General features: G+C 30.1%; 24 protein-coding genes, 1 pseudogene and 1 riboswitch. Of the genes and pseudogenes, 12 read left to right on the top strand and 13 right to left on the bottom strand.

Going from position 1 to position 26,992, the window contains the following annotated elements:
- The first annotated feature begins 281 nt into the window (after positions 1–281).
- Both KPL38_RS08780 and KPL38_RS08775 read left to right on the top strand, forming a co-directional pair.
- The gene (locus tag KPL38_RS08780) at positions 282–1,022 is read left to right on the top strand and encodes an ABC transporter ATP-binding protein (RefSeq protein ID WP_216288772.1); all 741 of its coding nucleotides are present in this window, start codon (positions 282–284) and stop codon (positions 1,020–1,022) included.
- Positions 1,019–2,035, top strand: a complete 1,017-nt coding sequence (locus KPL38_RS08775) for an ABC transporter permease (RefSeq protein WP_216288771.1) — start codon at positions 1,019–1,021, stop codon at positions 2,033–2,035. The genes KPL38_RS08780 and KPL38_RS08775 overlap by 4 nt, the downstream gene beginning before the upstream one ends.
- A gap of 132 nt (positions 2,036–2,167) precedes the next feature.
- Here the strand turns inward: KPL38_RS08775 and KPL38_RS08770 are convergent, their stop codons facing one another.
- The 4 genes and pseudogenes from KPL38_RS08770 to KPL38_RS19625 all read right to left on the bottom strand — a co-directional run.
- Positions 2,168–3,550 (bottom strand): L,D-transpeptidase family protein, encoded by a 1,383-nt coding sequence (locus KPL38_RS08770; RefSeq protein ID WP_216288770.1) that lies wholly within the window; start codon positions 3,548–3,550, stop codon positions 2,168–2,170.
- Positions 3,551–3,737: 187 nt separating this feature from the next.
- Entirely contained in the window at positions 3,738–4,139 is a 402-nt protein-coding gene (locus KPL38_RS08765) for a UCP033725 family protein (protein ID WP_216288769.1), read from the bottom strand.
- Positions 4,140–4,464: 325 nt separating this feature from the next.
- Positions 4,465–4,776: a hypothetical protein gene (locus KPL38_RS08760; RefSeq protein WP_216288768.1), complete on the bottom strand. Its 312-nt coding sequence runs from the start codon at positions 4,774–4,776 to the stop codon at positions 4,465–4,467.
- Between the two features lie 41 nt (positions 4,777–4,817).
- Positions 4,818–4,904 (bottom strand): annotated as a pseudogene (locus tag KPL38_RS19625) (DNA-3-methyladenine glycosylase); the annotation flags it as partial.
- Positions 4,905–5,066: 162 nt separating this feature from the next.
- Between KPL38_RS19625 and KPL38_RS08755 the strand changes: the two are divergent.
- Positions 5,067–5,495: a hypothetical protein gene (locus KPL38_RS08755; RefSeq protein WP_216288767.1), complete on the top strand. Its 429-nt coding sequence runs from the start codon at positions 5,067–5,069 to the stop codon at positions 5,493–5,495.
- Positions 5,496–5,589: 94 nt separating this feature from the next.
- Here KPL38_RS08755 and KPL38_RS08750 read toward each other — a convergent pair whose 3' ends face one another.
- The 5 genes from KPL38_RS08750 to KPL38_RS08730 all read right to left on the bottom strand — a co-directional run bounded on the left by KPL38_RS08750 (position 5,590) and on the right by KPL38_RS08730 (position 10,934).
- Positions 5,590–7,014: a PH domain-containing protein gene (locus KPL38_RS08750; protein ID WP_216288766.1), complete on the bottom strand. Its 1,425-nt coding sequence runs from the start codon at positions 7,012–7,014 to the stop codon at positions 5,590–5,592.
- Positions 7,011–7,469: a PH domain-containing protein gene (locus KPL38_RS08745; RefSeq protein WP_216288765.1), complete on the bottom strand. Its 459-nt coding sequence runs from the start codon at positions 7,467–7,469 to the stop codon at positions 7,011–7,013. Before KPL38_RS08745 ends, KPL38_RS08750 begins: the two co-directional genes overlap by 4 nt.
- Positions 7,470–7,681: 212 nt before the next feature.
- The gene (gene srtD / locus KPL38_RS08740) at positions 7,682–8,284 is read right to left on the bottom strand and encodes a class D sortase, LPxTATN-specific (RefSeq protein WP_216288764.1); all 603 of its coding nucleotides are present in this window, start codon (positions 8,282–8,284) and stop codon (positions 7,682–7,684) included.
- A complete protein-coding gene (locus KPL38_RS08735) occupies positions 8,277–9,650 on the bottom strand; it encodes an LPXTG cell wall anchor domain-containing protein (protein ID WP_216288763.1) in 1,374 nt (457 codons plus the stop codon). The genes srtD and KPL38_RS08735 overlap by 8 nt, the downstream gene beginning before the upstream one ends.
- 141 nt (positions 9,651–9,791) lie before the next feature.
- Positions 9,792–10,934 (bottom strand): glycerate kinase family protein, encoded by a 1,143-nt coding sequence (locus KPL38_RS08730; protein WP_216288762.1) that lies wholly within the window; start codon positions 10,932–10,934, stop codon positions 9,792–9,794.
- 376 nt (positions 10,935–11,310) lie between these two features.
- On the opposite strand from KPL38_RS08730, the gene KPL38_RS08725 reads away from it, so the two are divergent.
- From KPL38_RS08725 to KPL38_RS08685, 9 genes are all read left to right on the top strand, one after another.
- Positions 11,311–11,997 (top strand): response regulator transcription factor, encoded by a 687-nt coding sequence (locus KPL38_RS08725; protein WP_216288761.1) that lies wholly within the window; start codon positions 11,311–11,313, stop codon positions 11,995–11,997.
- The gene (locus KPL38_RS08720; RefSeq protein WP_216288760.1) at positions 11,994–13,394 is read left to right on the top strand and encodes a HAMP domain-containing sensor histidine kinase; all 1,401 of its coding nucleotides are present in this window, start codon (positions 11,994–11,996) and stop codon (positions 13,392–13,394) included. The genes KPL38_RS08725 and KPL38_RS08720 overlap by 4 nt, the downstream gene beginning before the upstream one ends.
- A 379-nt stretch (positions 13,395–13,773) precedes the next feature.
- Complete coding sequence (locus KPL38_RS08715; RefSeq protein WP_216288759.1) at positions 13,774–15,909, top strand: glycosyltransferase family 39 protein; 2,136 nt, start codon at positions 13,774–13,776, stop codon at positions 15,907–15,909.
- A gap of 96 nt (positions 15,910–16,005) precedes the next feature.
- Positions 16,006–16,266, top strand: a complete 261-nt coding sequence (locus KPL38_RS08710; RefSeq protein WP_216288758.1) for a hypothetical protein — start codon at positions 16,006–16,008, stop codon at positions 16,264–16,266.
- 14 nt (positions 16,267–16,280) lie between these two features.
- Positions 16,281–17,432 (top strand): putative hexosyltransferase, encoded by a 1,152-nt coding sequence (locus KPL38_RS08705; protein WP_216288757.1) that lies wholly within the window; start codon positions 16,281–16,283, stop codon positions 17,430–17,432.
- A gap of 140 nt (positions 17,433–17,572) precedes the next feature.
- Positions 17,573–17,845, top strand: coding sequence for a hypothetical protein (locus tag KPL38_RS08700; protein ID WP_216288756.1), 273 nt, complete (start codon positions 17,573–17,575; stop codon positions 17,843–17,845).
- A 169-nt stretch (positions 17,846–18,014) separates the two neighbouring features.
- Positions 18,015–19,100 (top strand): tetratricopeptide repeat-containing glycosyltransferase, encoded by a 1,086-nt coding sequence (locus tag KPL38_RS08695; protein WP_216288755.1) that lies wholly within the window; start codon positions 18,015–18,017, stop codon positions 19,098–19,100.
- A gap of 249 nt (positions 19,101–19,349) precedes the next feature.
- Positions 19,350–20,354 carry a hypothetical protein gene (locus tag KPL38_RS20015; protein WP_281419340.1) on the top strand — a complete coding sequence of 335 codons (1,005 nt, stop codon included), beginning with the start codon at positions 19,350–19,352 and terminating at the stop codon, positions 20,352–20,354.
- A gap of 288 nt (positions 20,355–20,642) precedes the next feature.
- The gene (locus tag KPL38_RS08685) at positions 20,643–21,656 is read left to right on the top strand and encodes a glycosyltransferase family 2 protein (protein ID WP_216288754.1); all 1,014 of its coding nucleotides are present in this window, start codon (positions 20,643–20,645) and stop codon (positions 21,654–21,656) included.
- Positions 21,657–21,774: 118 nt separating this feature from the next.
- Here the strand turns inward: KPL38_RS08685 and KPL38_RS08680 are convergent, their stop codons facing one another.
- From KPL38_RS08680 to KPL38_RS08665, 4 genes are all read right to left on the bottom strand, one after another.
- Positions 21,775–23,064, bottom strand: a complete 1,290-nt coding sequence (locus KPL38_RS08680) for a homoserine dehydrogenase (RefSeq protein ID WP_216288753.1) — start codon at positions 23,062–23,064, stop codon at positions 21,775–21,777.
- A 77-nt stretch (positions 23,065–23,141) separates the two neighbouring features.
- Positions 23,142–24,632, bottom strand: coding sequence for a threonine synthase (gene thrC / locus KPL38_RS08675; RefSeq protein ID WP_216288752.1), 1,491 nt, complete (start codon positions 24,630–24,632; stop codon positions 23,142–23,144).
- 49 nt (positions 24,633–24,681) lie between these two features.
- Positions 24,682–25,899, bottom strand: a complete 1,218-nt coding sequence (locus KPL38_RS08670; protein ID WP_216288751.1) for a cofactor-independent phosphoglycerate mutase — start codon at positions 25,897–25,899, stop codon at positions 24,682–24,684.
- 149 nt (positions 25,900–26,048) lie between these two features.
- Positions 26,049–26,158, bottom strand: a riboswitch (SAM riboswitch).
- Positions 26,159–26,321: 163 nt separating this feature from the next.
- Positions 26,322–26,696, bottom strand: a complete 375-nt coding sequence (locus KPL38_RS08665; protein WP_216288750.1) for a DUF956 family protein — start codon at positions 26,694–26,696, stop codon at positions 26,322–26,324.
- Between the last annotated feature and the right edge of the window lie 296 nt (positions 26,697–26,992).

Below are 26,992 nucleotides of genomic sequence, written 5' to 3'. Positions count from 1 at the left end.
TGAAAAATTCATTGAACTGATATTCATATAATTTATGATTTCTGATTGAGCCATAAAAAACGAAATTATTTACTTAACATAACTTTATATTTTCATTGACAGAATATTCTTTATCGCTACAATAAAAGTGAGTAGTCACTCATTTTATCTTAGTAATAATATATAGAAGTTGATATAGTGAACTATAAAAAAGAATTATATAGTTACTTGTTCGATGAAAGTCTGTCAAAAGGAAAAATATCAAAGAGGTAATGGAATAGGTAAAAAGGAGCGATTTATAAATGAGTAGTGAGACCGTTATTGAGATAGAAAATTTTAAACAACAGTTTGGAAGAAATGTAGTTCTTGAGAATATTAACCTTTCGGTGAAAAAAGGAGAAATTCTTGGGCTTCTTGGACCATCTGGTTCAGGTAAAACTACTTTAATAAAAGCTATTGTTGGAATGAATGAACCTACACAAGGTTCAGTAAAAGTACTTCAAACTAAAATGCCATCGCTTTGCGTAGTTTCAAAAATTGGATATATGGCTCAAAGTGATGCCCTATATGAAGACTTAACTGCCATTGATAATATATTGTTTTTTGCATCCTTATATGGTATGAATGGAAAAATCGCTAAAAAAAGAGCTGATGAGGTTTTAGAATTAGTTCTTCTTCGCGATGAAAGCAAGAAGCTCATTAAAAATTATTCAGGTGGCATGAAAAGAAGATTATCACTTGCTATAGCATTAGTTCACAAACCAGAAATACTAATTCTTGATGAGCCTACCGTAGGAATTGACCCAGTTCTAAGAATTCAGTTTTGGGAAGAATTTGAACGATTAAGAAAAGAAGGAGTTACAATAATAATAACTACCCATGTTATGGATGAAGCTGAACATTGTGATAGACTTGCATTAATTAGAAATGGTGGAATAATTGCTATAGGCACTCCTGATCAGTTAAAGAAAAACTCTGGTGAAAATACTGTTGAGGGAGCATTTCTCTATTATGGAAAGGAAGGAGAGGTGAAAAACATATGAGAGTATTGTCAATCGCTAAAAGATTAATTAAACAGCTTAGAGGAGATAAGCGATCTATTGCCCTAATGTTTGTTGCCCCTGTTTTTGTAATGTATCTTTTAAGCGCTATTTTATGCTCAGCAACAACAACTCCTAATATCGATGTTATTTCTTCCGTACCAAATACCTATGTAACCAAACTACAAAATCTTGCAAATGTAAAAAAAGTTGAAAGTGAAGAAATTGCTTTGAATAATCTGAAAGATAAAAGTATAGATGCTTATATTATTTTTAAGGAAAATAGCCCTAAAATTACAATAGAAGGAGCTGACCCAGCTATTACTAGCTTAGTTATGAATACTCTGAATAAGCTATCAAATAATAGTACTTCTAAGAAAAGCGAAATTACTTTTCTACATGGTTCTAAAGATATGGGAACATTTGATTCTATGGCTCCAATTCTTATGGGTTTCTTTATATTCTTTTTCGTGTTTTTAATTGCTGGAGTTGCATTTCTCCGTGAAAGAATAAGCGGAACACTAGAAAGAATACTTGCCTCACCTTTAAAAAGATGGGAAATAGTTTTAGGATATTTTCTAGGTTTTGGCTCATTTGTAGCTATTCAGACCATAATACTTCAACTATTTAGTGTGTATGGACTTAATGTTCCACTGGTTGGAAGCTTTTGGACAGTACTTATAATAAATTTAGTTCTTGCTTCTGGATCTTTAGCCCTTGGAACTCTCTTATCTGCTTTTGCTCGTAATGAATTTCAGCTATTTCAATTTATACCTATAGTAATCGTTCCCCAAATTATGTTTAGTGGTATTTTTGATTTGAGAAATTCCCCTGTTTGGGCGAGGGTTTTATCAAAAATATTTCCTATGACATATGGAGCAGAAGCGCTCCGAGATGTAATGCTTCGAGGAAAGAGTCTAATAGATGTAAAATTTGATTTGTTAATGCTTGTAGGCTATGCAATTCTATTTCTTGTATTAAACACCCTAGCTCTTAAGAAATATAGAAAAGCTTAGACAAATTTTTTCACCATATAAATTACATGTTGATATTTATATATAAAATAAAAAAATATCGAATAAACAGTTATTCTAAACTATTTATTCGATATTCATATTACACTACATTAATATTTTGTTAAATTACTGCTAATAACAAATAATTGCAGTATTCGCATCAATATTATCATAGATTGTCTTTGCTAAACTAGCTGGCGAATTTATACAACCATGAGAACCATTTTTCAAATATATACTTCCACCAAACTTATTTCTCCAAGTTGCTGGATGTATACCAATACCCCCATTAAATGGCATAAATTCAGCTACAGGAACACTGTACCCCTCTCCCTTTAACGTAGCATCTTTTTCTTTATATTTTAATCTGTAAACACCTTTTGGTGTTGCATCATTTATACTAACATTCCCAGTAACAACATCTCCTTGTACAACAAGAGAACCATTCTTATAAAACCATAAATGCTGTTTTGTCATATTAATTTCCACATAGGTATTTCCGATATCATTAACATCATGAGATGCCGCAGTTTGTGTATAATTAGGTTGCTTTGTTATAGTTTGTCCACCTTTTATAGCCGCAATCAAATCTTTTGTTTCTCCACTACGATCAACCAACCATCCATAATCACCACCACTAACCTTTACCGTTGTTCCGAGTGATGTAGCAAAATTTCTTACCTTACCATATGTATTATAATGGTCATCCAATTTTCTTACATAACTTTGAATTTTGTCTTTATCAAATATAATTTCAAGATTTTTGTTAACTCCAAGCCAATTATTTACTATAGACCCATCTATAACTTGTTTACCTCCAGCAAATGTATAAGTAACCTTTGAGGATGTATACTTATTAAGCAAGATTTTAGTATTTTTAACCTTTTGTGAAGTTGAAGTATATTTAGGATTTATGTAATAATTTTTTGTATCCAAATTCAATGTTGCATCACCCTTATTAATTGCATTTACAACACCTGCATACAAAGACTTTTCATTCACTTTATTCCCCATAACTTCTTTTACAATAGCATAACCCTTATCTGAATATTTAAAACTAGCATTTTGAGGTTCAATTATTTTCTTACTATCAATACAAGAAAGCTTATCAAAATGTTCTTTTAAAAGTTTATCATCATAAGTCACTATTCCATCCATCTGAGAAGCTTTTGTATTAAAAATAGCAAAAATCCACGCAAAAGAATTCTGATTGTCTTTTAAAACTTGAATTTTATCCTTTGCATTATATTTTAAAGCAATGTCAGTACCCTTAATTTTTTCTTTCACTCCGTTTCGTTCTTTAAATTCTATTGTATATGTTTTTGATTTCATTGATATTTGTTTGTCTACTTGATCTACAGTTTTACCTGAAGCATTAATGCCATTAATTACAGAACCAAAATAAAAATGATTGCTAAAAAATATTGATATACCCAAATATAGAACAAGAAAAATTGAAAATATAATTATACTAACTTTCACAGGTTTTTTGTGTATTATTGTTTGTATTTCCATGAGACACCTCTTTTGATATAAATTTATCATTATATGTTTATCATATCCATATCAATACAAAATAAAATTGCACCAAAGAATTATAATATGTTATATAGTATAATTCTTTACCTCTTGTATTTATATAATTAAGACATGAACAGTAAAAAAACATACATTAACGGTAATATCTTTCTAAATTGTTTACTTACCCACTAAAACCCCATATTGCTTTTTTCTCTTCAAACTCCTCCTCTATATCCTTCTTTTTTACCAACTTAATATATACATAAGGTTCGAACTGTTTCATATTAAGCTTTCTAAAAATATTATAATCATTTGAAGTGATAGATATATCATCCCCTTCAACACCAATTACTTTAACCTTAATTCCTTGAACCTTTGCAAAATTTTGAATATAGTAAGCATTTGTTAATTCATCTTTCCTAACTTTTTTAATAATTCCATATGTCTTATATTGTACAAATCCTTTATTTAAATCTGTATCATCATTTGATATAAGCATTATTATACCCTTTTTATTTAATTCTGACCATAGTTCAGCCTCATAAACTTTTCCATTATAAACTGCATAAGTTCCCTCTTTCATTATATAACCATCTCCTTCATTTTAAGATAATATTTCCCAATATTATTCCGCATATTTTTTTCATCCAAATCGTTCCATTTATACTAGAATTATTTGCTCATACATTTTAATTTTTTCTCTATTCTATTGTAATATCTATTGTACTCGTTTTAGTTATAATAATCGCCTGCTAAGTGTTTATAATATTAGGGCTCATAAGGGAAGCCATAATTAATAGCTTCCCTTAATTCATATTTTTAAAAATAAGTTTTTTTATTAAACTTAACTTTGCAAACTACTCTTTTGAAAGGACTAACAATATATTATTTATAATTATCATATATAATTATAAATAATATATTGTTCCAGAGGAGCTTCCTTCTATGTCTTCTTCATAATCAATATAGGCACCTTTAAGTTCTATAACATTTTCATGTATTTCGAATCCTTCTATACTAATTGTCTCTACTACATTATTCTCATTAACACATGTAGCCAAAGTATCATAGTAATCTTCTTCATTATTATATACGAGTGCTGTATTTAATACTCTAAAAGTTGCTTCTCTTTTGATTAATCTATCTTTGTTTAGTTTTTTCCCAAATTCAACTTTTTCTACATCTTCTTTGTTCTCTTTGTCATTGAATAAAAAGCTCATACCTATTACTTCCCTTCCTCCTTATTATACTGCTAAATTCTTTATTTAACAGAAACCAAAGTATTGTTTTTTATATAAAATCGCCATAAAAAGTCTTTTGCTTCCTCTGCATAATCAATAACAACACCTAGTATTTCTAGTAATAATTTTTTCTTTAGATATATTATCTCATAGATTACAAATTATAAAAAGAAAGGAAACGTTTAATTTATAAATAATCAAAAAAAAATGAGTAATTATTTATGTATAAATAATCTTTTTATACAGATAATAACTATGAGGTGATATTAATGAATAGTAACATTGAGTTTTTAAACTATATCTATCAAAATTCTGAAATGGGTAAAAGTACAATTAGTGAATTAATGAATATTGTTAAAGATGAACCTTTTAAAAAAAATTTAGAATCACAACTAAAAGAATACACTGAAATATTTAGCGCATCAAGTGATTTAATTAAACAATCAAAAGAAACATCTAAAGGTATAGGTGCTGTAACTAAATTAACTTCTTACATAATTATTAACATTAAAACATTAACAAACAAAACACCCTCTCATATTTCTCAAATGCTAATTCAAGGAAGTACAATGGGAATTATCGATGTAACAAAACATCTTAAGGAATATAAAGATGCAAATAAAAATATAAAAGACTTAGCAGACAGATTGTTAAAATTCGAGCAGCAAAATGTTGAAGAGATGAAAAAGTTTTTATAGAAAATAAATTCATTACATCTATAAAATAACAAAACACTTTCTTTTGAATAGATTTAATATTCTAGGAAGTGTCTTGTTGTTTTGCTTTTATTAATTACACAATATCATTAACATAATTTTCATTCATATATCCAACCTTATATGAAGTGCCCAAACTATCTCCAGCTATAGTTACTTTATATTTAGCAATGCCATTTCTTTTTTGAAAGATATTTTGTATTTTTTCCATTGACTGTATACAATTCTTGTGTATTATAACGGTTTCCCTTGCAAGTTTTCTATATCTCATGACAACAAAGTCATCGTCGTAATACAGACCATTATCAATAAACCTCATATAGTGCCAAATCACTAAAATAGGTACTAATAAAAATATATAATATCCATAAGGAGCAAAGAAAGCTATTAAAAATATAGCTATAAAATCATCTAATAATCTAAATAAAAGAAATCCCTTTAAAGCTTTTCTAGGTGACTTCATCAATTTATAAGTTATATTCATTTCTGGTAAGATATCTTCAAAAAACTTATCAATCACCCTTCTTTTAGCAATAGGACAAATCATAGTACTTTCACCCTTGTCCTTTCCATAACCTATAGTTTCAACATTTAATGAAAAATATCCTAATGACTTTTTAATAACTCCCTCCACTATTATTAAACTTTGAATTCGCTTTACCGGTATAGTTACTTCTTTTTTATCAAATAACCCATATGATAACTTAATATTATCCTCTTCTCTTATAACTGTAAATTTGTAGTATTTTATTATAGTTAAAATAACAGATATAATCCAAGATGTAATTAGCACAATAAGAATTAACGTTACTACATATTTTATTAAACTTGACCCTTTAACCCCTTTCATCATATTGTCAGTGAATAATTGAGCTCTTCGCTTGAATTCCTTAGGTACTATATCATCTATTTTAGAATAAAAAGCAGTAATTATAAAAAATCCTGCTAAAATGCGTGTAGACATTGTTGCCATCACAAACAAATCTGTTAAAGAAGAAGAGAACTTTCTTATATTTTTTTCTTCCATAATTTCAACTTCATCTTCGCTTTTATTTACTTTAAATATGATTTGTTTCACTCTTAGTGCCTCTTCCTTAGATAAAAAAATAGATATTTCAGAGTTTTTGTCTCCCCCAGGAGTATCAATTTCAAGTTTGTACACATTAAATAATCGTTGAACTATAGATGACGATATATCTGCACTATGCACCTGTGAGAAAGGAACCGTTCTCTCATGTATTTTAAAAACTCCATATTTTATGTACATACCCCCTGGTTCTACGAAATATACATTTCTCTTCCATCTAATTATAGATAAAAAAACAATTATAACTAAAAAAATAATTACTATAAAAATTTCTGTGTAATTTCCACCATACTTTTCAGGAATTTTAGAACCTATTGATATTAATAATAAAATAAATGGGACTAAGCTGCTTTTTAAAAATTGAAAAATGCCAGAAAATATTATAAACTTATGTGGATGTTTTAGTTCTCTCATATGCTTCTCTCCTGAACTATTTTTGCAATACTTAATTGAAGATTAGTTCCTACTTTGCTTTCTAAAAAAGGAATTGGATAAGACCCTCCAGCAGTATGCACCGTTAAATTTATAAGCTTATACTTTTTTAATATTATTCCTTGTTCTGTATCTACGTACTGAACTCGACTCATAGGAATAATTACATTTATTTTGGTAAATACTCCATATTTTAATACAATCTTATCCTCATCCATATCATATCTAAAATTTTCATATTTATATTTGGGTATTAACAATGAATTAATTAATATTAATAATGTTAGCCCATATATACTTCCAATTAATATACATTTCCATAATGAATTAAGCTCTAAAAATATATTCAAAACCACTGCAATTATTAAAAATATTCCTGTTATAATTAATCCATCTATTGTCCACATTTTCCGTGAAAACGGTGAAATTCTTTTCATCATAATAACCTCCATAAAATTATAAATAATATATTTAACTTCTTCTACACCTGCAAAATGAAGTTATAGCAAGTATATCATAATTTTAAAATATGTTCCTAATATATCCATTTGAATTGATAATATATCTCAAAAAACCAGTACAATAAAAATCATACTGGTTTTATAAATAAACTAATTTATTTTACTTCTTTTTTTATTACTTTAAAGTGTTACTTACTTTCAATTAGTGCCGCTGAAACAATATAGCGATCCGGAGCATCACCTATAAATTTAAACGGATAGCAGGTGGTCAGTGTCAGGACTGCATTAGCAGTAGGTACAATAACTGTTTTGTCATCTTCATGAACAATTCGCGTACCATTTACCTCATAAGTAAATATTCCAGCCGATGTTTGAACAATTAGATGATCCCCGATCTTTAAATTTCCTATTTTACTAAAGACAGTATCTCGATGTGCAGAAAGAACACAATTATCCTTTTCTCCTGGAAGTACACTTTGCGAAAAGTGCCCTATGCCTTTCTTTAACTCATTCATACCTGTTCCCTGAACAATAGGTAGTTTCTGCTTTAATACTGGAATACTCAGACTTCCAATATTGTCACCATCCACAGGATATACAGGATAAAGTACTTTATTGGGGACACTTACATGTTTTAAAACATGGCTAGGTGGTACCTCCACAACATAATTAGACTGTGACCATATATTAAATATTGCCCAAGAAATACATCCTAACCCAAATACCATAAATGCCACAGAAAAAACAGTAACTAATGATTTTTTACCCCACAATAGTTTTAATCTATTCATATTTTTTTCTGTTTTTTAAGCCTAAAGCTCCAATAAGCGTTAATACAACACCTATAAGGAGTAAATCATACAAATTAGAGGATGTCTTTGGAAGTTGACCACCTCTAAGAGTATGTTTAACAACAACCGGTTTCACCACTTTTTCACTTGTTTTAAGAACACTACCATTCTTTATTGCTGAAGTAATTACCTTTATTGGTTGTGGATTTGTACCGTTTAATAAATTTGCAATATTGAATGAATTCGATGAAGTAAGCTTTGGCATAACAATATTCACTTTTCCATTTATATTGCTATTATTCACTTCAAAATTTATGCCTGCTGTATAAATGCCTGTTGGGATACCTTCAGTGACACTTTCGCCAAAAATTTTGCCTAATTTATTCATGTTAGCAACAATTTCTATAACACCTTTTGTACTTGTTATATAACCATTTTTATCTATTTTATAAGTAATATCAATTCCTTTATTTCCTAGTATATTTACATCTTTAAGCTTGTCCATCATTTTGTTGAACTCATTTAAAAACTCTTTTGATTCAAGTGTAGTAAACATCTGATTCATATCAACTTTTGTGGCACTAATTTCTTGAGCATTTGCTCCACTATTTTTCATTTCTGTAATTATTAAATTACTTATAAGATTTTGTATTTCTTTATTTTTTGCAGTTAAATTAACTGCTTTTTTTATAATGTCTTTAAACTCTGAGTCATCAATTTTAATTTTATATTCATTTTCTTTATTAGATATCAAGCTATAATTCAAGTCTAATTGTGATGAATATTTTTCAAAAATAGTTAAAATTGTATTTTGTAGTTCTTTGTTTTCACTTATCATTTTTCCAAAATCCATTTTTCCTAATTCAGTTTGAATTTCTGGTGTTTTCTTTATCTGTTCAAAATCTAGCAGCATATATTTATTCATATATTCAGACCCTAACATCATTTCAAATAGCTGTGGAGATTTTACAATTCCTTTAACTATTGGGGTTTTACCTGTAAGATTTATATCACTCCATAACTCTCCACTGTAAGGACTTCCACCTACATTTGCTGAAATTTTAGCATAATGCCTTGATATTGTTCCATTACTATTACCAGAAACTTTAGTATTGTAAGCTACTTGTAAGTTGTTTAGTATTTCACTTACCCAACCAAAATCTTGCTGATCTTGCTCTGAAAGTCCCTCAGCTTTAAGTGTCAGATTTAATTTTCCATTGCTCTGCATTGAAGTTGCCCTATTGGTTTTCAAAATTGCATCTGAAAGTGTGTTTGTTTGTGCATTTGCTATAGAAGTTGGTAATACAAAAAACAACACAGCTATAGCTGTTATAAAGGAGCAAATCTTTGATTCAAATTTCGGCATGTCATCTACCTCCGCATCATATATTTTTACATATCGTTAAACTATACCATATTGTAAACAAATCGTAAACAAAATAAATTTGGTAAATTTGGTATTACAGTCTAATTTTTTTAGTTGGGAGTTAAATGACCCAAAATATAATTATAATAAGTTTATTAATCTCATTACATTTTCAGCAGTTTTTTCTAAATTTTCTTTTCCATTTATTAACGCTTCATCCAATGTAGTTACCTCTTTAACAATACTAAATATAGAATCAATACCCTTTTCATATAACACTTCTATATTTTCTCCGACCCTTCCAGCAAATGCTATTACCGGTTTATTATATTGTTTTGCAACTCTTGCTACTCCCAAAGGGGTTTTACCATATTGAGTTTGAAAATCTATACTTCCTTCACCAGTCCAAACCATATCTGAACATTTTACTTTTTCCTCGAGCTTCGTATATTCAATAACCATATCTATACCTTTTTTCAAAGAAGCATTTAAAAATGCAATAAGTCCTGCTCCTAATCCTCCAGCCGCTCCTGCACCTGGAACATCTAAAACATCTTTTCCTAGTTGCTTTTTAACTATCCTAGCATAATGTCTTAAATTATTATCTAATTCCTCTATCATTTGAACAGTCGCTCCCTTTTGTGGCCCAAATACATTTGAAGCACCGCTATCACCACACAATGGATTATTAACATCACAAGCTACTTCCACTGTAATGTTTTTTAGTCTTGAATCAAGACCAGTTAGGTCTATAGTCTCAAGTTTACCTAGTTCTCCACCACCAAACCCAAGTTCATTTCCTTCTATATCCATAAACTTTCCACCTAATGCCTGAATAACCCCAACCCCACCATCATTAGTTGAACTACCACCTATTCCTATTAATAGTCTTTTTACTCCATAATCTAAACAAGCTTTTATTAATTGACCAGTACCATAAGTTGTTGTTATAAGAGGATTCCTTTTTTCTATAGTTACTAACTGTATTCCACTTGCACTAGCCATTTCTAAAATTCCCGTTTCACCATCACCTAAAACACCGTAAAATGCCTTTACCCTATTCCCTAATGGTCCAAATACATTCAATGAATATATTTTTCCACCAGTAGCATCCACTAAAGACAGCATTGTTCCTTCTCCACCATCAGCCATAGGAACATGTATACAGTTAGTATTTTTATTTACCTTCTTAATTCCTCTTTCCATAGCTTCACAAACTTCTTTTGCGCTCATACTCTCTTTAAAAGAATCTGGTGCCAATAAAATAGTTAAGTTTTTTTTCATGTCTACTACCCTCCATATTCATTTAATAAATATACATATACTACACGCCAATCATTATGTTTTTTTCTACTTTAATTATCATTCTTTTCTGTAAATCATGCAATATTTAGTTGCACAAATATTAACATCAATGTATTTTCATTTGTGTCATAATATTTTTTGTTATATTAATTAATAATACAAATTTCTTTAAAATAACTTAATATAAACATTTTATCTACAACAAATTTTCTTAAACACATAATCTTTACATAAATAATTTAAAATGTTTTGAGAATTATATGATAGAATATAAAGTAATAGGTATTATATGGGTTATAATAAAATTATTTATATAACTAATAGGCTTAGTGCTTAAAAATCAGGGGTGATAAACATGTCAATGAAAATATATCTTGTTGAGGATCAAATAAGTTTAAATCTTTTGCTAGAGAAATACCTACAACGTGAAGGTTATGAAGTAACTACTTTTTCAACTGGTAATTCTGCAATAGAGAGAATTGATGATATGCCAGATTTATGGATTTTAGATATAATGCTTCCAGATATTGATGGTTATGAAATTATTAAAGCCGTTAAAGCTCATAATAAAAATACACCGGTTATTTTTATGTCTGCAAGAAATGAAGAACTCGATCGTGTTGTTGGACTGGAGCTCGGTAGCGATGATTATTTATCAAAACCATTTTTACCTAGAGAGCTTATTATTAGAACTAATAAAATCTTAGAGAGGGTTTATGGAGTAAATAAGAATGACGTGAACCAAATCGACGATAGCTTAAATATGGGCGGATACCGAATTAGCAAAAAACAAAGAACAGTTTTTATAGGCGATGTAGAAGTTATTTTAACTAAAAAAGAATTTGAACTTTTATATTACTTTATTGAGAATAAAAATAATTTAGTTTCTAGAGAGCAAATATTGGACACTGTATGGGGTGACGATTACTTTGGTTCAGATAGAGTGGTTGATGATGTTATAAGACGCCTTAGAAAAAAAATAGATAAATTCACCATAGAAACTGTTTATGGCTATGGTTATAAACTAGTGTACAAATCATGAAGAAATTTAAATTCAAGTTTAAATTTAACTCCTTAACTATGCGAATATGGACAACTTTTACAGTCATAATACTTATAATAATTTCAAGTATCTCTTTTTTCTATCTAGTTGCTTTCAGAAGCATAAATGAAAAAGGAAAAGTCCAAGACTTAAAAGTATCTCATGATATTTTATTAAAGACTAATAATTTTACTCAGCCCAATAGATCTGATGAATATAGGAATTTAAAAGGCAGTGATTATTACATATATACCATAGATAAAAATAATACCGCTACAATTGTAAACATAAATAAAGGGCACCAGATGCCTCCAGATTCGCAGAATGATTTAAACTCGCCTTTTAAAACTAATGATGCGAATCTAAAAATATGGATGTCAAGTTACATTACATCAGGCACCCTTTATGAAAAACAATTTAAAGGTACCTACAATAATATGAAATATATTTTTATAATAAGTTCTATCAAGTATGGGGATTTTGGGAAATCATATTTAATAACATATATTCCTGATATAGTAGATAATAGTTTGCTTTATATGGTACTTTGGGTAGGACTTATATTTATAGCTATTGGTTTTCTAACGTCTAAACTCGTTGCAAATTATATTTCAAAACCTCTTAAGGAACTTGAAAATTGTACTGTGAGAATTTCCCACAAAGATTGGGAAAAACCTATTAATGTTAAAAATGAAGATGAGATTGGTAGACTTGCCAACTCAATGAATTTGATGCAAAAAGAATTAAAACGTACAGATGAAGAAGAAAAAATGTTTTTACAAAGTATATCTCATGATTTAAAAACTCCAATTATGGTAATTATGAGTCACGCTGAAGCTATTATTGACGGTGTGTATGTAGAATCAGTAGAAAAAAACGCTGAAATAATAAGAGATGAGTCTTTAAGCCTCGAGAAAAAAGTTAAACAGATGTTATATTTGAACACTCTCGACTATGTACTCGAAAATAATTTTGAAAATATAGAAATTAATTTACATCGTTTGCTTCTTCGCATTACAAATAGATTTAAAGTAATTAATAATAATAATATAGAGTGGGATTTAGACATTAAAGACGCTACTATAAATGGAAATGTAGATAAAGTACAGGTTTCTATCGAAAATATATTAGATAACGGCCTTAGATATGCCAAGAGTAAAATATGCGTATCTCTCAAAAAAGAAGGTGCTTTTGCAGTTATTGGTATATATAACGATGGGCCTCATATTCGTGAAGAACATCTTTCTCATATTTTTGATAATTTCTATAAAGATAAGACCGGCAAATTTGGTCTTGGTCTTGCTATTTGCATGAAAATTATAAATTATTATAATGGGGAAATTGAAGTTACAAATAAAGACGTTGGTGTTAATTTTTTAATTAAATATCCTCTATAAGTACAAACGATCAGCAGAAATGTTGATCGTTTGTTTTATCTTATACATAATCACATAAAGCTCACACAATTATTTGATACTACTAATACAATTGATGACTATAATCTAATATATCGAGATATTACGAATGTACATGCAAATAAACATGAAACAATATTTATGATAAATAAGGGGGAAAATGTATAAGTACATAATAATAGTTTTGTACTTAGCTAATAATGGACTTTTAATACTAATTTTATAAATAAAAAGCCACAAACTTTTTCGATTTTATAAACTGTGGATATTTAATAAGGTAACGTGCGAAGAAATACATTATATTAATTATGAGAATACCTGTTACTACAGTTAATACTCATTCTAAAAAGGAGTAATTAAAATGAAAAAATTAAAACTTTCAACAGAAAAAATTTTTCTACCATTAATACTAATATTATCTGCAATATTAAATTTTGCTAATCTAGGAATAAATGGATATTCAAATGCGTATTATGCCGCTGGTGTTAAAAGTATGACTATGAGTCTTAAAAATTTCTTTTTCGTATCTTTTGACCCTGCAAGCTTTGTAACCATTGATAAACCTCCTCTAGGTTTTTGGATTCAAGCTATTTCTGCTAAAATCTTTGGATATAGTGGATGGAGTATTATTCTTCCACAGGCTCTTGCAGGAGTAATCTCAGTTTTCATAATATATAAAATTGTTAAGAGATCATTTGGACCTACAGCTGGTCTTCTATCAGCATTGTTTCTTGCAACAACACCAATCTTTGTTGCTGTAAGTAGAAATAACACTTGTGACAACTTACTTGTTTTAACTCTATTACTTGCATGCTGGGCTATTTCTATCGCAGCTGAAAAAGGGAAGTTTAAATATCTTATACTAAGTTTAGTTCTCGTTGGCATTGGATTCAATATAAAAATGCTTCAAGCTTATATGGTTATTCCAGCTATATACTTAGTTTACCTTTTATCAAGCGCAGTTTCGCTTAAAAAGAGAATACTTCATCTTATTTGCGGAACGCTTATTCTACTTGTTGTTTCCTTCTCATGGGCTATAGTAGTAGATTTAACACCTGCTGCAAACAGACCTTATGTGGGAAGTAGTACAAATAACTCAGAACTAGAACTTATAATTGGACATAATGGACTAGAACGACTTGGAATTGGTAGCACTACTGGTAGTGTAGGTGGCAGTTCCGCTAAAACTCAAGTTAAAATTCCTGAAGGAAGCAATACAAGCGCTACGGCTACTAATAATGCAAACCATCAAGATGGAATACAAGGTGGTACTCCCCCAACAGGTACAAAACCTAGTGGAATGCCAAATGGTGGTAAGATGCCAACAGGTGGACAAAGTGGTAAATCTGGTGGTGGTGGCAGTAGCTTTGGTGGTACCGAACCAGCTAGCTTTGCAAGATTGTTCTCTAATAATAGTTTGTCTACTCAAATAATTTGGTTATTTCCTCTTGCAGTTCTCGGAATACTAGCAGCAACACTAAAAGAAAAATTCAAACCTGCTTTTAATAACAAGAGAAAATTAGATTTATTATTGTGGTCAATGTGGTTATTACCTGAATTTATATATTTCAGCTTCACAACAGGTACATTTCATCCTTATTATTTAACTATGCTTACTGCACCAATTGCAGCACTCTCAGGAATAGGAATTGTTTCTATGTGGGAACTTTACACTGAAGGCACCTGGAAATCTTGGATATTACCAGTAACACTTATTGTAACGGGAGCACTTCAGTTATTGATTTTATCTTACATGTACAGTACCTCAAGTATAACTAAGATTTTAATGATATCACTATCTGTTTTATGTTTTGTATCATCACTAATACTTATTATCATTAAGATAAAAAAAAATAATAACTTGATGCTTTCAAAAATATTAGTAGCCACCGCTTTAGTAGGACTTCTAATAACCCCTATAGTCTTGTCTGTAACTACTTTGTTTGGCGCAATGGGATCAATGCCAGCTGCAGGGCTAAGTATAATTTCTAGTTCTAAAAATGGAGCCTCAAGTTCTGGATCTATGGGTATGGGTTCTTCAAGCACTTCAAGTAATTCAAGTAATGCGAAACTAATAAAATTCTTACAAGCTAATAAAACAACTGAAAAATATATCCTTGTAACTTCATCAACAAGGGGTGAAGCGTCAGATATAATAATTAAAACAGGCGAATCTGTAATGACTTGGGGCTTTTTCGGAACTGATAAAGCGATAACACTCGCTCAGTTTAAGGCTTTAGTTAAAAACGGAGAAGTTAGATATGTAATGGTAGGCGGTGGCCAAGGTGGCTCAACTAACGACGTCATGACATGGGCTAAAAATGCCGGTACACTTGTTAAAGAGAGTGAATGGAAATATTCTACTACTGCAACAAGTAAATCAACAACCGCAACATCAACTGATAAAGTTTCAAGTACTTCAACTAACAAATCAATGGGTGGCGGTCAAAGTTCTGGAGCCTTATACGATTTAAAAGGTGCTGATACAACAAAATAATAATTAAGTGTAATACAGAGGCAGATTCTATTATTAAAAATAGGATCTGCTTCTATTAAAAAATTTCAAAGGAGCAGGAAAGATGGGGATGCATGCATGAAAAAAAGTAAAAACATATTAACTTCTATCTTTACTATTATAATTATCGCATCAATTTTTATAGGTACACTTTTATATGCATATCAGTATACCAAAAACAACTCAGTAATTACTAATTCAACTGGAAATAGAGGAAGATCTCAAGGTCAATTTCAGAAAAAAGATGGTAATAAATCGCAGGGTCAATTTAAAGGAAATACTGGTACTAAACCTACTGGAAATCCTCCTAGTGGGAATTTCAAAAAATCAGAAAACTAAGTTGGAGGAGATTTATGGATAAGAATAAAAAGTTTTTTAAAAAATTTATTATATTAGCTACTATAATATGGCTTGCCCTAATTGTTAGGATTCATGGATTGCCCTCTACAAATCAAGACTATAATGCCTTTTTAAGTCCATGGTTCGATACTATAAAAACTAATGGTGGCTTCAGTGCTTTAAAAAATTTAGTAAGTGATTACCCTCAACCCTATCTATATTTGTTAGCCCTTGGTACTTATACAAATATAAATAAGTTATTTTATATAAAAATGATATCATTTGTTTTTGATATAATGGCTGCTTTCTTTATTATGAAAATTGTTAATATAAAATACAAGAATGAAAAGATAGGATATTTATCATTTGGATTTCTTCTTTTAATTCCAACAGTCATATTAAATGGCTCTGTATGGGGGCAATGTGATGTCATTTATACCTCATTTGTCATAGGGTCCATTTACTATATTTTACGTGAAAAACCAATTACATCAATAATTTTTTATGGGATTGCATTATCTTTTAAGCTACAAGCAATATTTATCTTGCCATTATTTGCAATTCTATTATTTAAAAATAGAATTAAAATATACCATTTGCTTATTATACCTTTAACTTACTTAGTTTTAAGTATACCTAGTTTAATTGTGGGTAGACCTCTAAAAGATATTTTGCTTACTTATTTTAATCAATCTAGTGAATATACAAATTTAGCTTACAATGCACCATCAATATATCAATGGTTTACTAGCAGCTTTTTTAGTAATACCACCCTTATAGGTAACATAGGCATAGTAATTTCTTTAGTTGCTGTACTTATTATTATTTATATAAGTGTTAGATATATAAAAGTTATTAAATTTGAAAATGTTATAGAATTGTCCCTGTTATTTGCTGTCATCGTACCTTTTTTATTACCACATATGCATGAGAGGTATTTCTTTATGGCAGATGTAATCTCATTATTATACGCCTTTTGTTATCCCAAGAAGTTATATGTAGCTATAATTATACCTTTGGTATCATTATTCTGCTATTTCCCATTTTTGTATAATAGTTCAACTGATTATTTAGTTTATCTTTCTATAGTGTTATTTATAATAATAATTGATTTATTATATGCATTTAGAATTCATCTAATTAATGCGATAAAAGAGCCAAAATAAGTTTGAATACTATATAAGCTAAATGAAATGTCTGAAAGAAGGGTTATCCTGCAAAATCAACAAACAATTTTTCTACTTATTGTGTATAATATTATTAGTAAAATAAATAAAATAATTCAAAATAAAGGATATAATAACATATGAATACAATAAGCTCTGCTCAAAATTCAATCAGTGCATATGCTCAAAATGAAAAAGTTCTAAGAGCTTTAGAAACTGCTAAAATTGAGGTAATACAAGCTAAAATACAACAAATTGAAGCACAAATTCAGCAACAGAGTGATAGTAAAGTAGGACAAACCTCAAATAATCAAATAGCTGCAAGTAATCAAGTAGAAAGTACAAAGAATATTAATAGTAGTTCAACTGTAAAAAGATCCACAAATGATAATATAATAGATGTTTATGCTTAAACTAAATATACTAAAGAAAATAGTCTATATCTTATGCAACTAAGATATAGACTATTTTTTTAGCTTATTATAATATTAACACTAATGCATGTTTACTATGTCACCTGTAATTATTTATTATCATATAATGGACTGTATGGTACCTATTCGTTTAATTGGGGGTTTTTTCATGAGTAATGAATATAAAATTTGCGTATATGCAATATGTAAAAATGAAGAAAAATTTGTTGATCGTTGGATGGATCATGTAATCAGCGCTGATGTTGTTGTAGTTGTAGATACAGGATCCACCGATAATACAATTAGTAAGCTAAAAGCGAGAGGCGCTCTCGTTTATTCTATAGATGCTACACCATTTCGATTTGATTATTCAAGAAATGAATGTTTAAAATTTATTCCAGATGATGTCGACATTTGTGTATCTTCTGATCTTGATGATGTTATAGAGGATGGTTGGAGAGAACATTTAGAAATTGCATGGACTAAAGAAACTACAAGAGGATTATATCTATATAATTGGAGCGTTAATGCAGATGGTTCGCCCGCAGTGCAATATACCTGGTCAAGAATTCATTCAAGGCATGGATATAAGTGGATTTATCCAACACATGAGATTTTAGAATATTTAGGTGAAGGCGAGGAAAAACAAGTTTATATTGAGGGGATGTTATATAATCACTATCCTGATCCGTCAAAAAACAGAAGTCTAAATCTTCCATTATTAAAGTTAGCTATAAAAGAGAATCCTAATAACAGTAGAAATTTATATTATCTTGGCAGGGAATATATGTTTGATAGTAACTGGGACGATTGCATTTTAACATTAAAAGACTATTTGAAACTCCCTACATCAACTTGGGAAGATGAGAGATCATCTGCTATGAGATTTATTGCAAAATCATATTCTGAGAAAGAAGAAAATTTAAACGCTAAAAAATGGTTTCATAGAGCAATAAGCGAATCTATTTTATCAAGGGAGCCATATGTAGGCTTATCTTTATTAGCCTACCAAGAAAAAGATTGGTCTAGCGTTTATTATTATGCAAATGAAGCATTAAAAATCGAAGAAAAATCATTTTCTTTTGCTAATGATGCAAATTCTTGGGACTATACTCCTTATGATTTAGCAGCTTTAGGCTGTTATAATTTAAATATGATAGCTAAAGCAATAGAATTTTCAGAGCTCGCTATTAAGCTTGCTCCTAATGATGAAAGGTTATTAAATAATCACGAAATTTATTTGGGTAGTTTATAGCTATAATTCTACTTTAAATAATATAAGATATAGGGTATATTTTTACTCTATATCTTTTATATATTATGAAATCAATCTAGTTTTAAATTTAAGTGAAGTCTTCAATATATGTTTAACACAAAATAAAGTATTTGCATACTATGTATAGAAAGTACAAGCTTTATATATAAAAAAAGTACAAGCCCTCTAAATAAAAAATTAAAATCATTTTAAATAAAGTAATTATTATTAATAAGGAAGGTGTCTATATTGAGTAAAAGCAAAGCAGATGAATCTTATGACTATTTCATTTCTAAAAAAGACCATAGTGATGTCAAGCACAGTTGTGATGACAAAAATGATTGTGATGACAAACACAAATGTTGCGATCCTTGCCATCCCTGCCATGTGAAATGTATTGTAGGGCCAACCGGTCCTACTGGACCTACTGGGCGAACTGGTCCAACTGGGTCTACTGGACCAACTGGTGAAACTGGACCTACTGGACGAACTGGTCCTACTGGACAACCTGGTCCTACAGGACCTACTGGTCAAAACGGACAAAATGGAGCAACCGGTCCTACTGGACCTACTGGACCTACTGGACCTACTGGACCTACTGGTCCTACTGGACCTACTGGTCAAAATGGACAGAATGGAGCTACCGGTCCAACTGGACCTACTGGTCCTACAGGACAAAACGGACAAAATGGAGCTACCGGTCCAACTGGACCTACTGGCCCTACTGGCCCTAGAGGACAGAATGGAGCTCCTGGTCCAACTGGACCTACTGGTCCTACAGGACAAAACGGACAAAATGGAGCAACCGGTCCAACTGGACCTACTGGCCCTACTGGCCCTAGTTTTAATTCGTATGCAAATGGTGTTATAAAAACGAATAAAATAGCAATACCAGTTGGAGGCACTATTATTTATGATACTGTAAATATTGTCGGAGCTGATATCAGTTATAATTCTGGTATATTTACTTTTAATACAACAGGTATTTATACAATTGACTGGAAAATGTCTGTCACTCCAGTTCCTTTAACCACTGCTATAGAAATCGATTTAGAAAAATTGCCTGGTCCAATTGTTATTGGTGGTATATCTATTACAGTAACAAACCCAACAGTAACTGGTTCTAATGTGATTTATGCTGCAACAGCAGGAGATACTTTGAGATTTGCTAACAACTCAAATGGTCCTGTCAGCATAGTACTTGCAGGTCTATCAGGATCTATTGGAACTGTATCTATTTTAAGAACTGCTTAATAAGATTAATTTTAAAACTAACAGATTACAAAATAATTTCATTACCTCAATTGGCTGCCTTTTAGGCAGCCTTTTCATGTAATTAAAATATTTTAGAAACGACTTAACTAACCATAACTTGTATAAAATTTTATTTGTGATTTTCTGTTTCTAAAATAACTCGTATAGAAATAAAAGTTATGCTTTGTTATCACATAAAGTTCACATATTAATTTGATACTGATGATACAATTTGACCTTATAATTTTAATTATAGAGAAACATTAAAAAGTGAAAGGAATGATAGATATGAGCAATGAAATTGTTTATTCCGTAGTAGTACCTTTATATAATGAAGAACTCGTTATAAATGAAAGTTACAAAAGGTTAAAATCCGTTATGGATAGTACCATGGAGACATATGAAATTTTATTTATTAATGATGGAAGTCGTGACTCAACTAAACATGAAGTAGAAAATATCTGTAGAAAAGATAACCATATAAAGCTTATAAACTTTTCAAGAAACTTTGGTCATCAAGCTGCAATAACCGCAGGAATGAATGAAGCCTTAGGCGATGCTGTTGTAGTAATAGATGCAGATCTCCAAGATCCACCTGAAGCTATAATAGATATGATTAAAAAGTGGAAAGAAGGCTACGATGTTGTATATGGTAAAAGAATTAAAAGAGTTGGTGAAACTTTTTTTAAAAAATTCACAGCTAGTGCCTTCTATCGAATACTTAGAAGCTTAACAAGCATAGATATTCCAGTTGATACTGGAGACTTTAGACTAATAGACAGAAAGGTATGTGATGCTTTAAATTCATTACCAGAAAAAAACAGATTTATAAGAGGTCTAGTTAGTTGGGTTGGCTATAAACAAACCTTTGTAGAATTTGTTCGCCAAGAAAGATTTGCTGGGGAGACAAAATATTCACTAAAAAAAATGCTCACATTAGCATTTGATGGATTAACATCTTTCTCATATAAACCATTAGTAATCTCTGGATATATTGGAGCATTTACTGGTTTCTTTGGTACTTGTTTATTAATAGGTAGTATTATTACTTCAATGGTTAATAATAGTAACCTATTAAACTTATGTTTTATTCTATCAATTACTTTAATGATGTTTGGCATTATGTTTTGTTTACTTGCTATTATGGGACAATATATCGGCAGAATCTCAGATGAGAGTAAAAACAGACCTTTATATATCGTTGCAAGTACAGTAACGCACAATGAGCTTAAAAATAGTGTGACTTTTAAAGGAACTAGATCTTCTGAAATATATGATATGGTAATTAATGCAAAAAGGTGATGTAATAAATAATTAACTTGCCATTTTGTATATATAAAAATTCTCCTATATATGATATGGCATGAATACCCATATATCATGTATAGGAGAATTTATTAATTTAAACAATGTTTCATAACTATTTAAATGATTCTATTCTTATTATACTTTCTACTTTATTAACATTTTCCAATTTTATAATTTTATCTAGTGATTTTTTTATGTTTTTTTCTGAGCTTTTATGTGTAATAAATGCTAGTGTTGCATGAGTCGTATGTTCTACATCTTGAGTAATGGACACAATACTAACATCGTTATTTCCAAATATTTTAGCTGTATCTCCTAAAACTCCTGCCTTATCTTTAAAATCAAGTCTTATATAAAATTCCGATTCGTTATCACAAGATTTTTTTACTTCTTTAAAATCAGCTTTATCAATTTCGTTCTTTGCATCATTGGGTGCTACATTGTTTCTTAATATTGATATTATATCACTTACAACAGCACTACCTGTTGGCAAATCCCCTGCTCCTTTGCCATATAACATTAGTTCCCCTACTGCATTACCTTTTATTAGAATAGCATTATATGCATCATTTACATTTGCCATTGGATGACTAGATGGTATAAATGCTGGATGTACTCTTAGCTCTAATTTATTATCTTCTTGTTTCGCTATTGCAAGAAGTTTTATTGTATAACCAAACTGTTTTGCATATTCTATATCAATATCACTAATATTTCTTATACCTTCTCTATAAATACAATCATGATCAACCTCTGTCCCAAAAGATAGGGAAGCCATTATCGCAAGCTTATAAACAGCATCATATCCATCAATATCTGATGTTGGGTCAGCTTCAGCATACCCCTTTTCTTGAGCTTCTTTTAATGCCTCATTAAAACTTATTCCATCCATTGTCATTTTACTTAACACATAATTAGTTGTTCCATTTATTATTCCAGTTATTTGCTGTATTTTATTTGCTGTAAGACTTTCATTAATCTCACGTATTATTGGGATTCCACCGGCTACACTTGCTTCATAATAAAATAGTACATTTTCCTCCTTTGCTATTTTAAATAACTCCTTGCTCCAATTTGCAATAACTAATTTGTTAGCAGTTACAATATGTTTTTTAGCTCTCATTGCCCTTATCATATACTCCTTAGCAACACCTGGTCCACCAATAAGTTCAACAACTATCTTTATGCTTTCATCATTTATAATATCATCAATATTATCTGTTAGCATTTCCTTAGGTAATGTAATATCTCTTTTTCTGTTTATGTCTTTTACTAATATCTTAGCTACCTCTATATCATAATTTGAACGTTTCATTATTTCCTTTTTATTCTCCTGGAGTATTTTCCATACGCCTGTTCCAACATTTCCAAAACCTAAAATTGCTATCTTTACCTTTTCCATGCTAAGTTCTCCTTTCCTAAACCTATATATAAAAACACTATTTATTAATAATGATTTTATATATTAAGTAATTCTATTTATATGTTAAGTATTTTTTCAATTTGTGCTTTCATTTCATTCTTTTTACAGACAGTTTTATGAAGTATTGGTCTCATTTCTAGATCCTTTATGCCTGCTGGAATTTCACCCTTCGTTATTTTACTAAGTTCCTTTATTAGTTCAAAATCATTTAAACCTGTATATTTTTTATCTATAGATTTCATAACATCGGGCGTAAATTTATATGGACTCGCAGTGGACACAATAACTGTCTTTGTTGTATCCTTAGTTTGTTCTAAATATTTTTGATATACAGCATAAGATACTGCAGTATGAGTATCAATTACGTAATTAGTAGCTTTATAAACCTTAGTTATAGCGTATGATGTATCCTCCTCTGTCGCATAACCCCCAAAAAAGTCTTTTAACTCTTTTTTCATGTTTTCGTCAATTTCATATTTACCATCTTTTTTAAGCTTATCCATAAGTCCTTTTATCTTGCTAGAATCTTCACCACTTATAGCATATAAAAGTCTTTCAAGGTTACTTGAAATTAATATATCCATTGAAGGTGACATGGTAATTACAAAATCACGCACTCTGTCATATATTCCTGTATTTATGAAATCATATAAAACCTTATTTTCATTTGAAGCACATATTAATTTTTTAATTGGTAATCCCATTTTTTTAGCATAATATCCTGCTAATATATCGCCAAAATTTCCAGTAGGAACACAGAAATTTATTTCTTCTCCTATTTTAATATCACCCATATTACAAAGCTGATTATATGCATAGAAATAATATACTACTTGTGGTATTAACCTTCCGATATTTATTGAATTAGCTGATGAAAACATTTTGTTATTTTTTTCAAGTTTTTTAAGAAGATTCTCATCCGTAAGCATCTGCTTAACACCACTTTGTGCATCATCAAAGTTTCCCTCAATTCCAATTACGTATGTATTATCCCCTGCTTGAGTTAACATCTGCCTTTTTTGGATTGCGCTTACGCCCTCCTGTGGGAAAAATACTATTATTTTTGTGGCTTCTACATTTGCAAAACCTTCTAGAGCTGCTTTGCCTGTATCACCAGAAGTCGCAGTAAGAATAACCATTTCCTTATTTATATTTAACTTTTTCACTGCATTTTTTAAAAGATAAGGTAATATTGATAAAGCCATATCCTTAAACGCTAAAGTTGGTCCATGGTATAATTCTAAAAAGTATGCTTCCCCATGTTTTGTGAGTGGTGCAATAACTGGAGTATCAAACTTTTCATCATATGCTTTATCTATCGACTCTAATAAATCTTTTTCATCATAATCTGTAAGGAATTCCTTCATTATAATAAATGCTAATTTTTTATAATCCATATGAGCTAATTCCTTAAGTGCTACAGTTAATTTTGGTATTGATGTTGGTACAAAAAGTCCACCATCATCACTTAATCCCCTTGCAATAGCTTCTGCAGATTTTACTGTTTTTTCATTTCCACGAGTACTTTTATAATATATTTGCTCCATAATATTATTCCTCCTATTTCACCTTTATATATTGCATGTATAAAACATTTTATGTATCACCTTTAATAAAATAATCCATTAACTTATATCCCTTTGGAAAATATAAACCTGCCTCTTTTGCCGTAACTTCATTGTAAGTGTCATATCCATTATCTTTTTCATCATTGCTCTGATATATCAAGAATGGTACTGGTTCGTGCGTATGTGTTCTAAGCGATAAAGGCGTCGGATGATCTGGAAGTATTATCATTTTATAATCTTCACCAATTCTCTCCATTTCCTCTTTAATATATTTAACTATTTGATCATCTATAAGCTCTATTGCTTTGTATTTGTTTTCTACTTCAGCCCTATGACCACACTCATCCGGTGCTTCAACATGAATATAAACAAAATCATTACCCTTTGCCATTTCATCAAGAGCTGCCTTTGCTTTACCTTTGAAGTTAGTGTTAATATTTCCAGTTGCGCCTTCTACATCAATAACATCCATTCCTGAACACATTCCTATTCCTTTTATCAAATCAACTGCAGAAATTACTGATCCTTTCAATTTATATTTTTCATAAAAGCTAGATAATAGTGGTTTTCTTCCTTCACCCCAAACCCAAATTGAGTTTGCTGGTTTAAGGCCCCTTGCTATTCTCTTTTTATTTATATCATGATCAGATAAAAATTTACTGCTTTTCTTTGTCATTTCCTCAATTATTTCACTTCCCGGACCTTTAGGCATATATTTTTTTACCTTTTGACCTAAGATATCATGAGGTGGTGTAAGCGTCCATTTATATGGTCCTTTATCCCATACAATTAGATGCCTGTAGCCAATTCCAGGATAAAATTTTATGCCTTCTGTACTTAAAAATTCACTTAACGCTTTTAGTAATACACCTGATTCCTCAGTTGTAATTTCACCAGCACTATGATCCAGCATAATCTTTTCCTCATATGGCTCATCTTCTGATAATGTAACCAAATTACATCTAAATGTTACATCCGTATCAAGCATTGCAACTCCTATGCTTGCTGCTTCAAAAGGTGAACGTCCACTGTAATAAACGAATGGATCATACCCGAGAACAGCCATATTTGCCGTGTCGCTTCCTGCTGGCATCGCATTAGGCACAGTTTTAACCAAGCCTTGTATACCGTGCTTTGCCATGTAATCCATAGTAGGTGTACTCGCATATTGAAGAGGTGTTTGGTTATCTAGCTCCTTAATTGGATAATCTGCCATCCCATCACCAAGCACTACAATATATTTCATATTAACACTCCTTTTCATATTTATTTATTGTATAACCTCTTATAAATTATTTAAATTTTCTCATTATTTTTTATATTTTTAATTTTATAAAAAAAGCTGCCTTCAAGTAAGAAAGCAGTTTTCTATATTACTATATGTAAAAAACTGATTTCTTATTATTCAGAACTATGTTCTGCAGGAATTGACACCTTTATATTCAAATATGAATATTGGTTGTCGGGTTTCATAGGGCCAGTCCCTCCACCTCTCTAAATAAGAAATTTATTAAATTATTGTTTTTTATTGTAACTCATGTAGTTGTAAATGTCAATGCAAACAAACATCTATTAAATGTAATATTCCAATAAAAAAAGCACTATATAAATAGTATCATATATAGTACTTTTTACCTAATTTACACACATGATAAGTTCTTTAGTTAATCAACTCTTCTTAAATCTCGATTTCATAGCTCGCTTTACAACATCAAAAAAACTTAACGAATTAACCATATTATTTGGCTCAACATATTTTCGAATAGCACGAAGCACTTTTTTGGGATCTTTAGAAGAAAAAATATAGTTAACATTTTTCTTGTTTTTAATCGCATATCGTGGAATCCACTTTCCCTTTAGCATTACGGACGCAATGACCTTGTCAACCTCTTCCCAAGGAATTTGAACATTTTTGCGAGAATCACGAGAACAATAAAACTCAAACCCTTTGTCGCCAATCATAATTTTCCCATAATCTGTAGCGCCTGTAAGCCATGTTGCATCAATTACTAGATCCACCTTTGTATTGAGTGATTGAACCATACGATCTACCTCTTTTCTATTTATAAATACAATTATTTATGTTAAATGTATTTCTTGACTATATTATATAGTATACCTTCTTAAAATAAAATAATTAAGTACCACAGGGTACAACCGTCAAACAGTTTTACTAGACATAAAATTAAATATTCTCCTAGGTCGCTGCAATATTAACATAGATGGTAAATCGAGTAGGAGCTAAATAATTAGTTTATTTAGCGACCTCTCACACCACCGTGCGTACCGTTCGGTACACGGCGGTTCAATAGAAATTAATGTTTTAATAAATATATTTC

Source organism: Clostridium psychrophilum (genome assembly GCF_018861705.1).
Classification (GTDB): domain Bacteria; phylum Bacillota; class Clostridia; order Clostridiales; family Clostridiaceae; genus Clostridium_AD; species Clostridium_AD psychrophilum.
The sequence above is the reverse complement of the archived record's forward strand: the minus strand, read 5'-3'. Positions and strand labels throughout refer to the sequence as shown.

Coding starts and splice junctions, on each gene's coding strand:
- KPL38_RS08780 (WP_216288772.1), top strand. CDS start 282: ATGAGTAGTGAGACCGTTATTGAGATAGAAAATTTTAAACAACAGTTT.
- KPL38_RS08775 (WP_216288771.1), top strand. CDS start 1,019: ATGAGAGTATTGTCAATCGCTAAAAGATTAATTAAACAGCTTAGAGGA.
- KPL38_RS08770 (WP_216288770.1), bottom strand. CDS start 3,550: ATGGAAATACAAACAATAATACACAAAAAACCTGTGAAAGTTAGTATA.
- KPL38_RS08765 (WP_216288769.1), bottom strand. CDS start 4,139: ATGAAAGAGGGAACTTATGCAGTTTATAATGGAAAAGTTTATGAGGCT.
- KPL38_RS08760 (WP_216288768.1), bottom strand. CDS start 4,776: ATGAGCTTTTTATTCAATGACAAAGAGAACAAAGAAGATGTAGAAAAA.
- KPL38_RS08755 (WP_216288767.1), top strand. CDS start 5,067: ATGAATAGTAACATTGAGTTTTTAAACTATATCTATCAAAATTCTGAA.
- KPL38_RS08750 (WP_216288766.1), bottom strand. CDS start 7,014: ATGAGAGAACTAAAACATCCACATAAGTTTATAATATTTTCTGGCATT.
- KPL38_RS08745 (WP_216288765.1), bottom strand. CDS start 7,469: ATGAAAAGAATTTCACCGTTTTCACGGAAAATGTGGACAATAGATGGA.
- srtD (WP_216288764.1), bottom strand. CDS start 8,284: ATGAATAGATTAAAACTATTGTGGGGTAAAAAATCATTAGTTACTGTT.
- KPL38_RS08735 (WP_216288763.1), bottom strand. CDS start 9,650: ATGCCGAAATTTGAATCAAAGATTTGCTCCTTTATAACAGCTATAGCT.
- KPL38_RS08730 (WP_216288762.1), bottom strand. CDS start 10,934: ATGAAAAAAAACTTAACTATTTTATTGGCACCAGATTCTTTTAAAGAG.
- KPL38_RS08725 (WP_216288761.1), top strand. CDS start 11,311: ATGTCAATGAAAATATATCTTGTTGAGGATCAAATAAGTTTAAATCTT.
- KPL38_RS08720 (WP_216288760.1), top strand. CDS start 11,994: ATGAAGAAATTTAAATTCAAGTTTAAATTTAACTCCTTAACTATGCGA.
- KPL38_RS08715 (WP_216288759.1), top strand. CDS start 13,774: ATGAAAAAATTAAAACTTTCAACAGAAAAAATTTTTCTACCATTAATA.
- KPL38_RS08710 (WP_216288758.1), top strand. CDS start 16,006: ATGAAAAAAAGTAAAAACATATTAACTTCTATCTTTACTATTATAATT.
- KPL38_RS08705 (WP_216288757.1), top strand. CDS start 16,281: ATGGATAAGAATAAAAAGTTTTTTAAAAAATTTATTATATTAGCTACT.
- KPL38_RS08700 (WP_216288756.1), top strand. CDS start 17,573: ATGAATACAATAAGCTCTGCTCAAAATTCAATCAGTGCATATGCTCAA.
- KPL38_RS08695 (WP_216288755.1), top strand. CDS start 18,015: ATGAGTAATGAATATAAAATTTGCGTATATGCAATATGTAAAAATGAA.
- KPL38_RS08685 (WP_216288754.1), top strand. CDS start 20,643: ATGAGCAATGAAATTGTTTATTCCGTAGTAGTACCTTTATATAATGAA.
- KPL38_RS08680 (WP_216288753.1), bottom strand. CDS start 23,064: ATGGAAAAGGTAAAGATAGCAATTTTAGGTTTTGGAAATGTTGGAACA.
- thrC (WP_216288752.1), bottom strand. CDS start 24,632: ATGGAGCAAATATATTATAAAAGTACTCGTGGAAATGAAAAAACAGTA.
- KPL38_RS08670 (WP_216288751.1), bottom strand. CDS start 25,899: ATGAAATATATTGTAGTGCTTGGTGATGGGATGGCAGATTATCCAATT.
- KPL38_RS08665 (WP_216288750.1), bottom strand. CDS start 26,696: ATGGTTCAATCACTCAATACAAAGGTGGATCTAGTAATTGATGCAACA.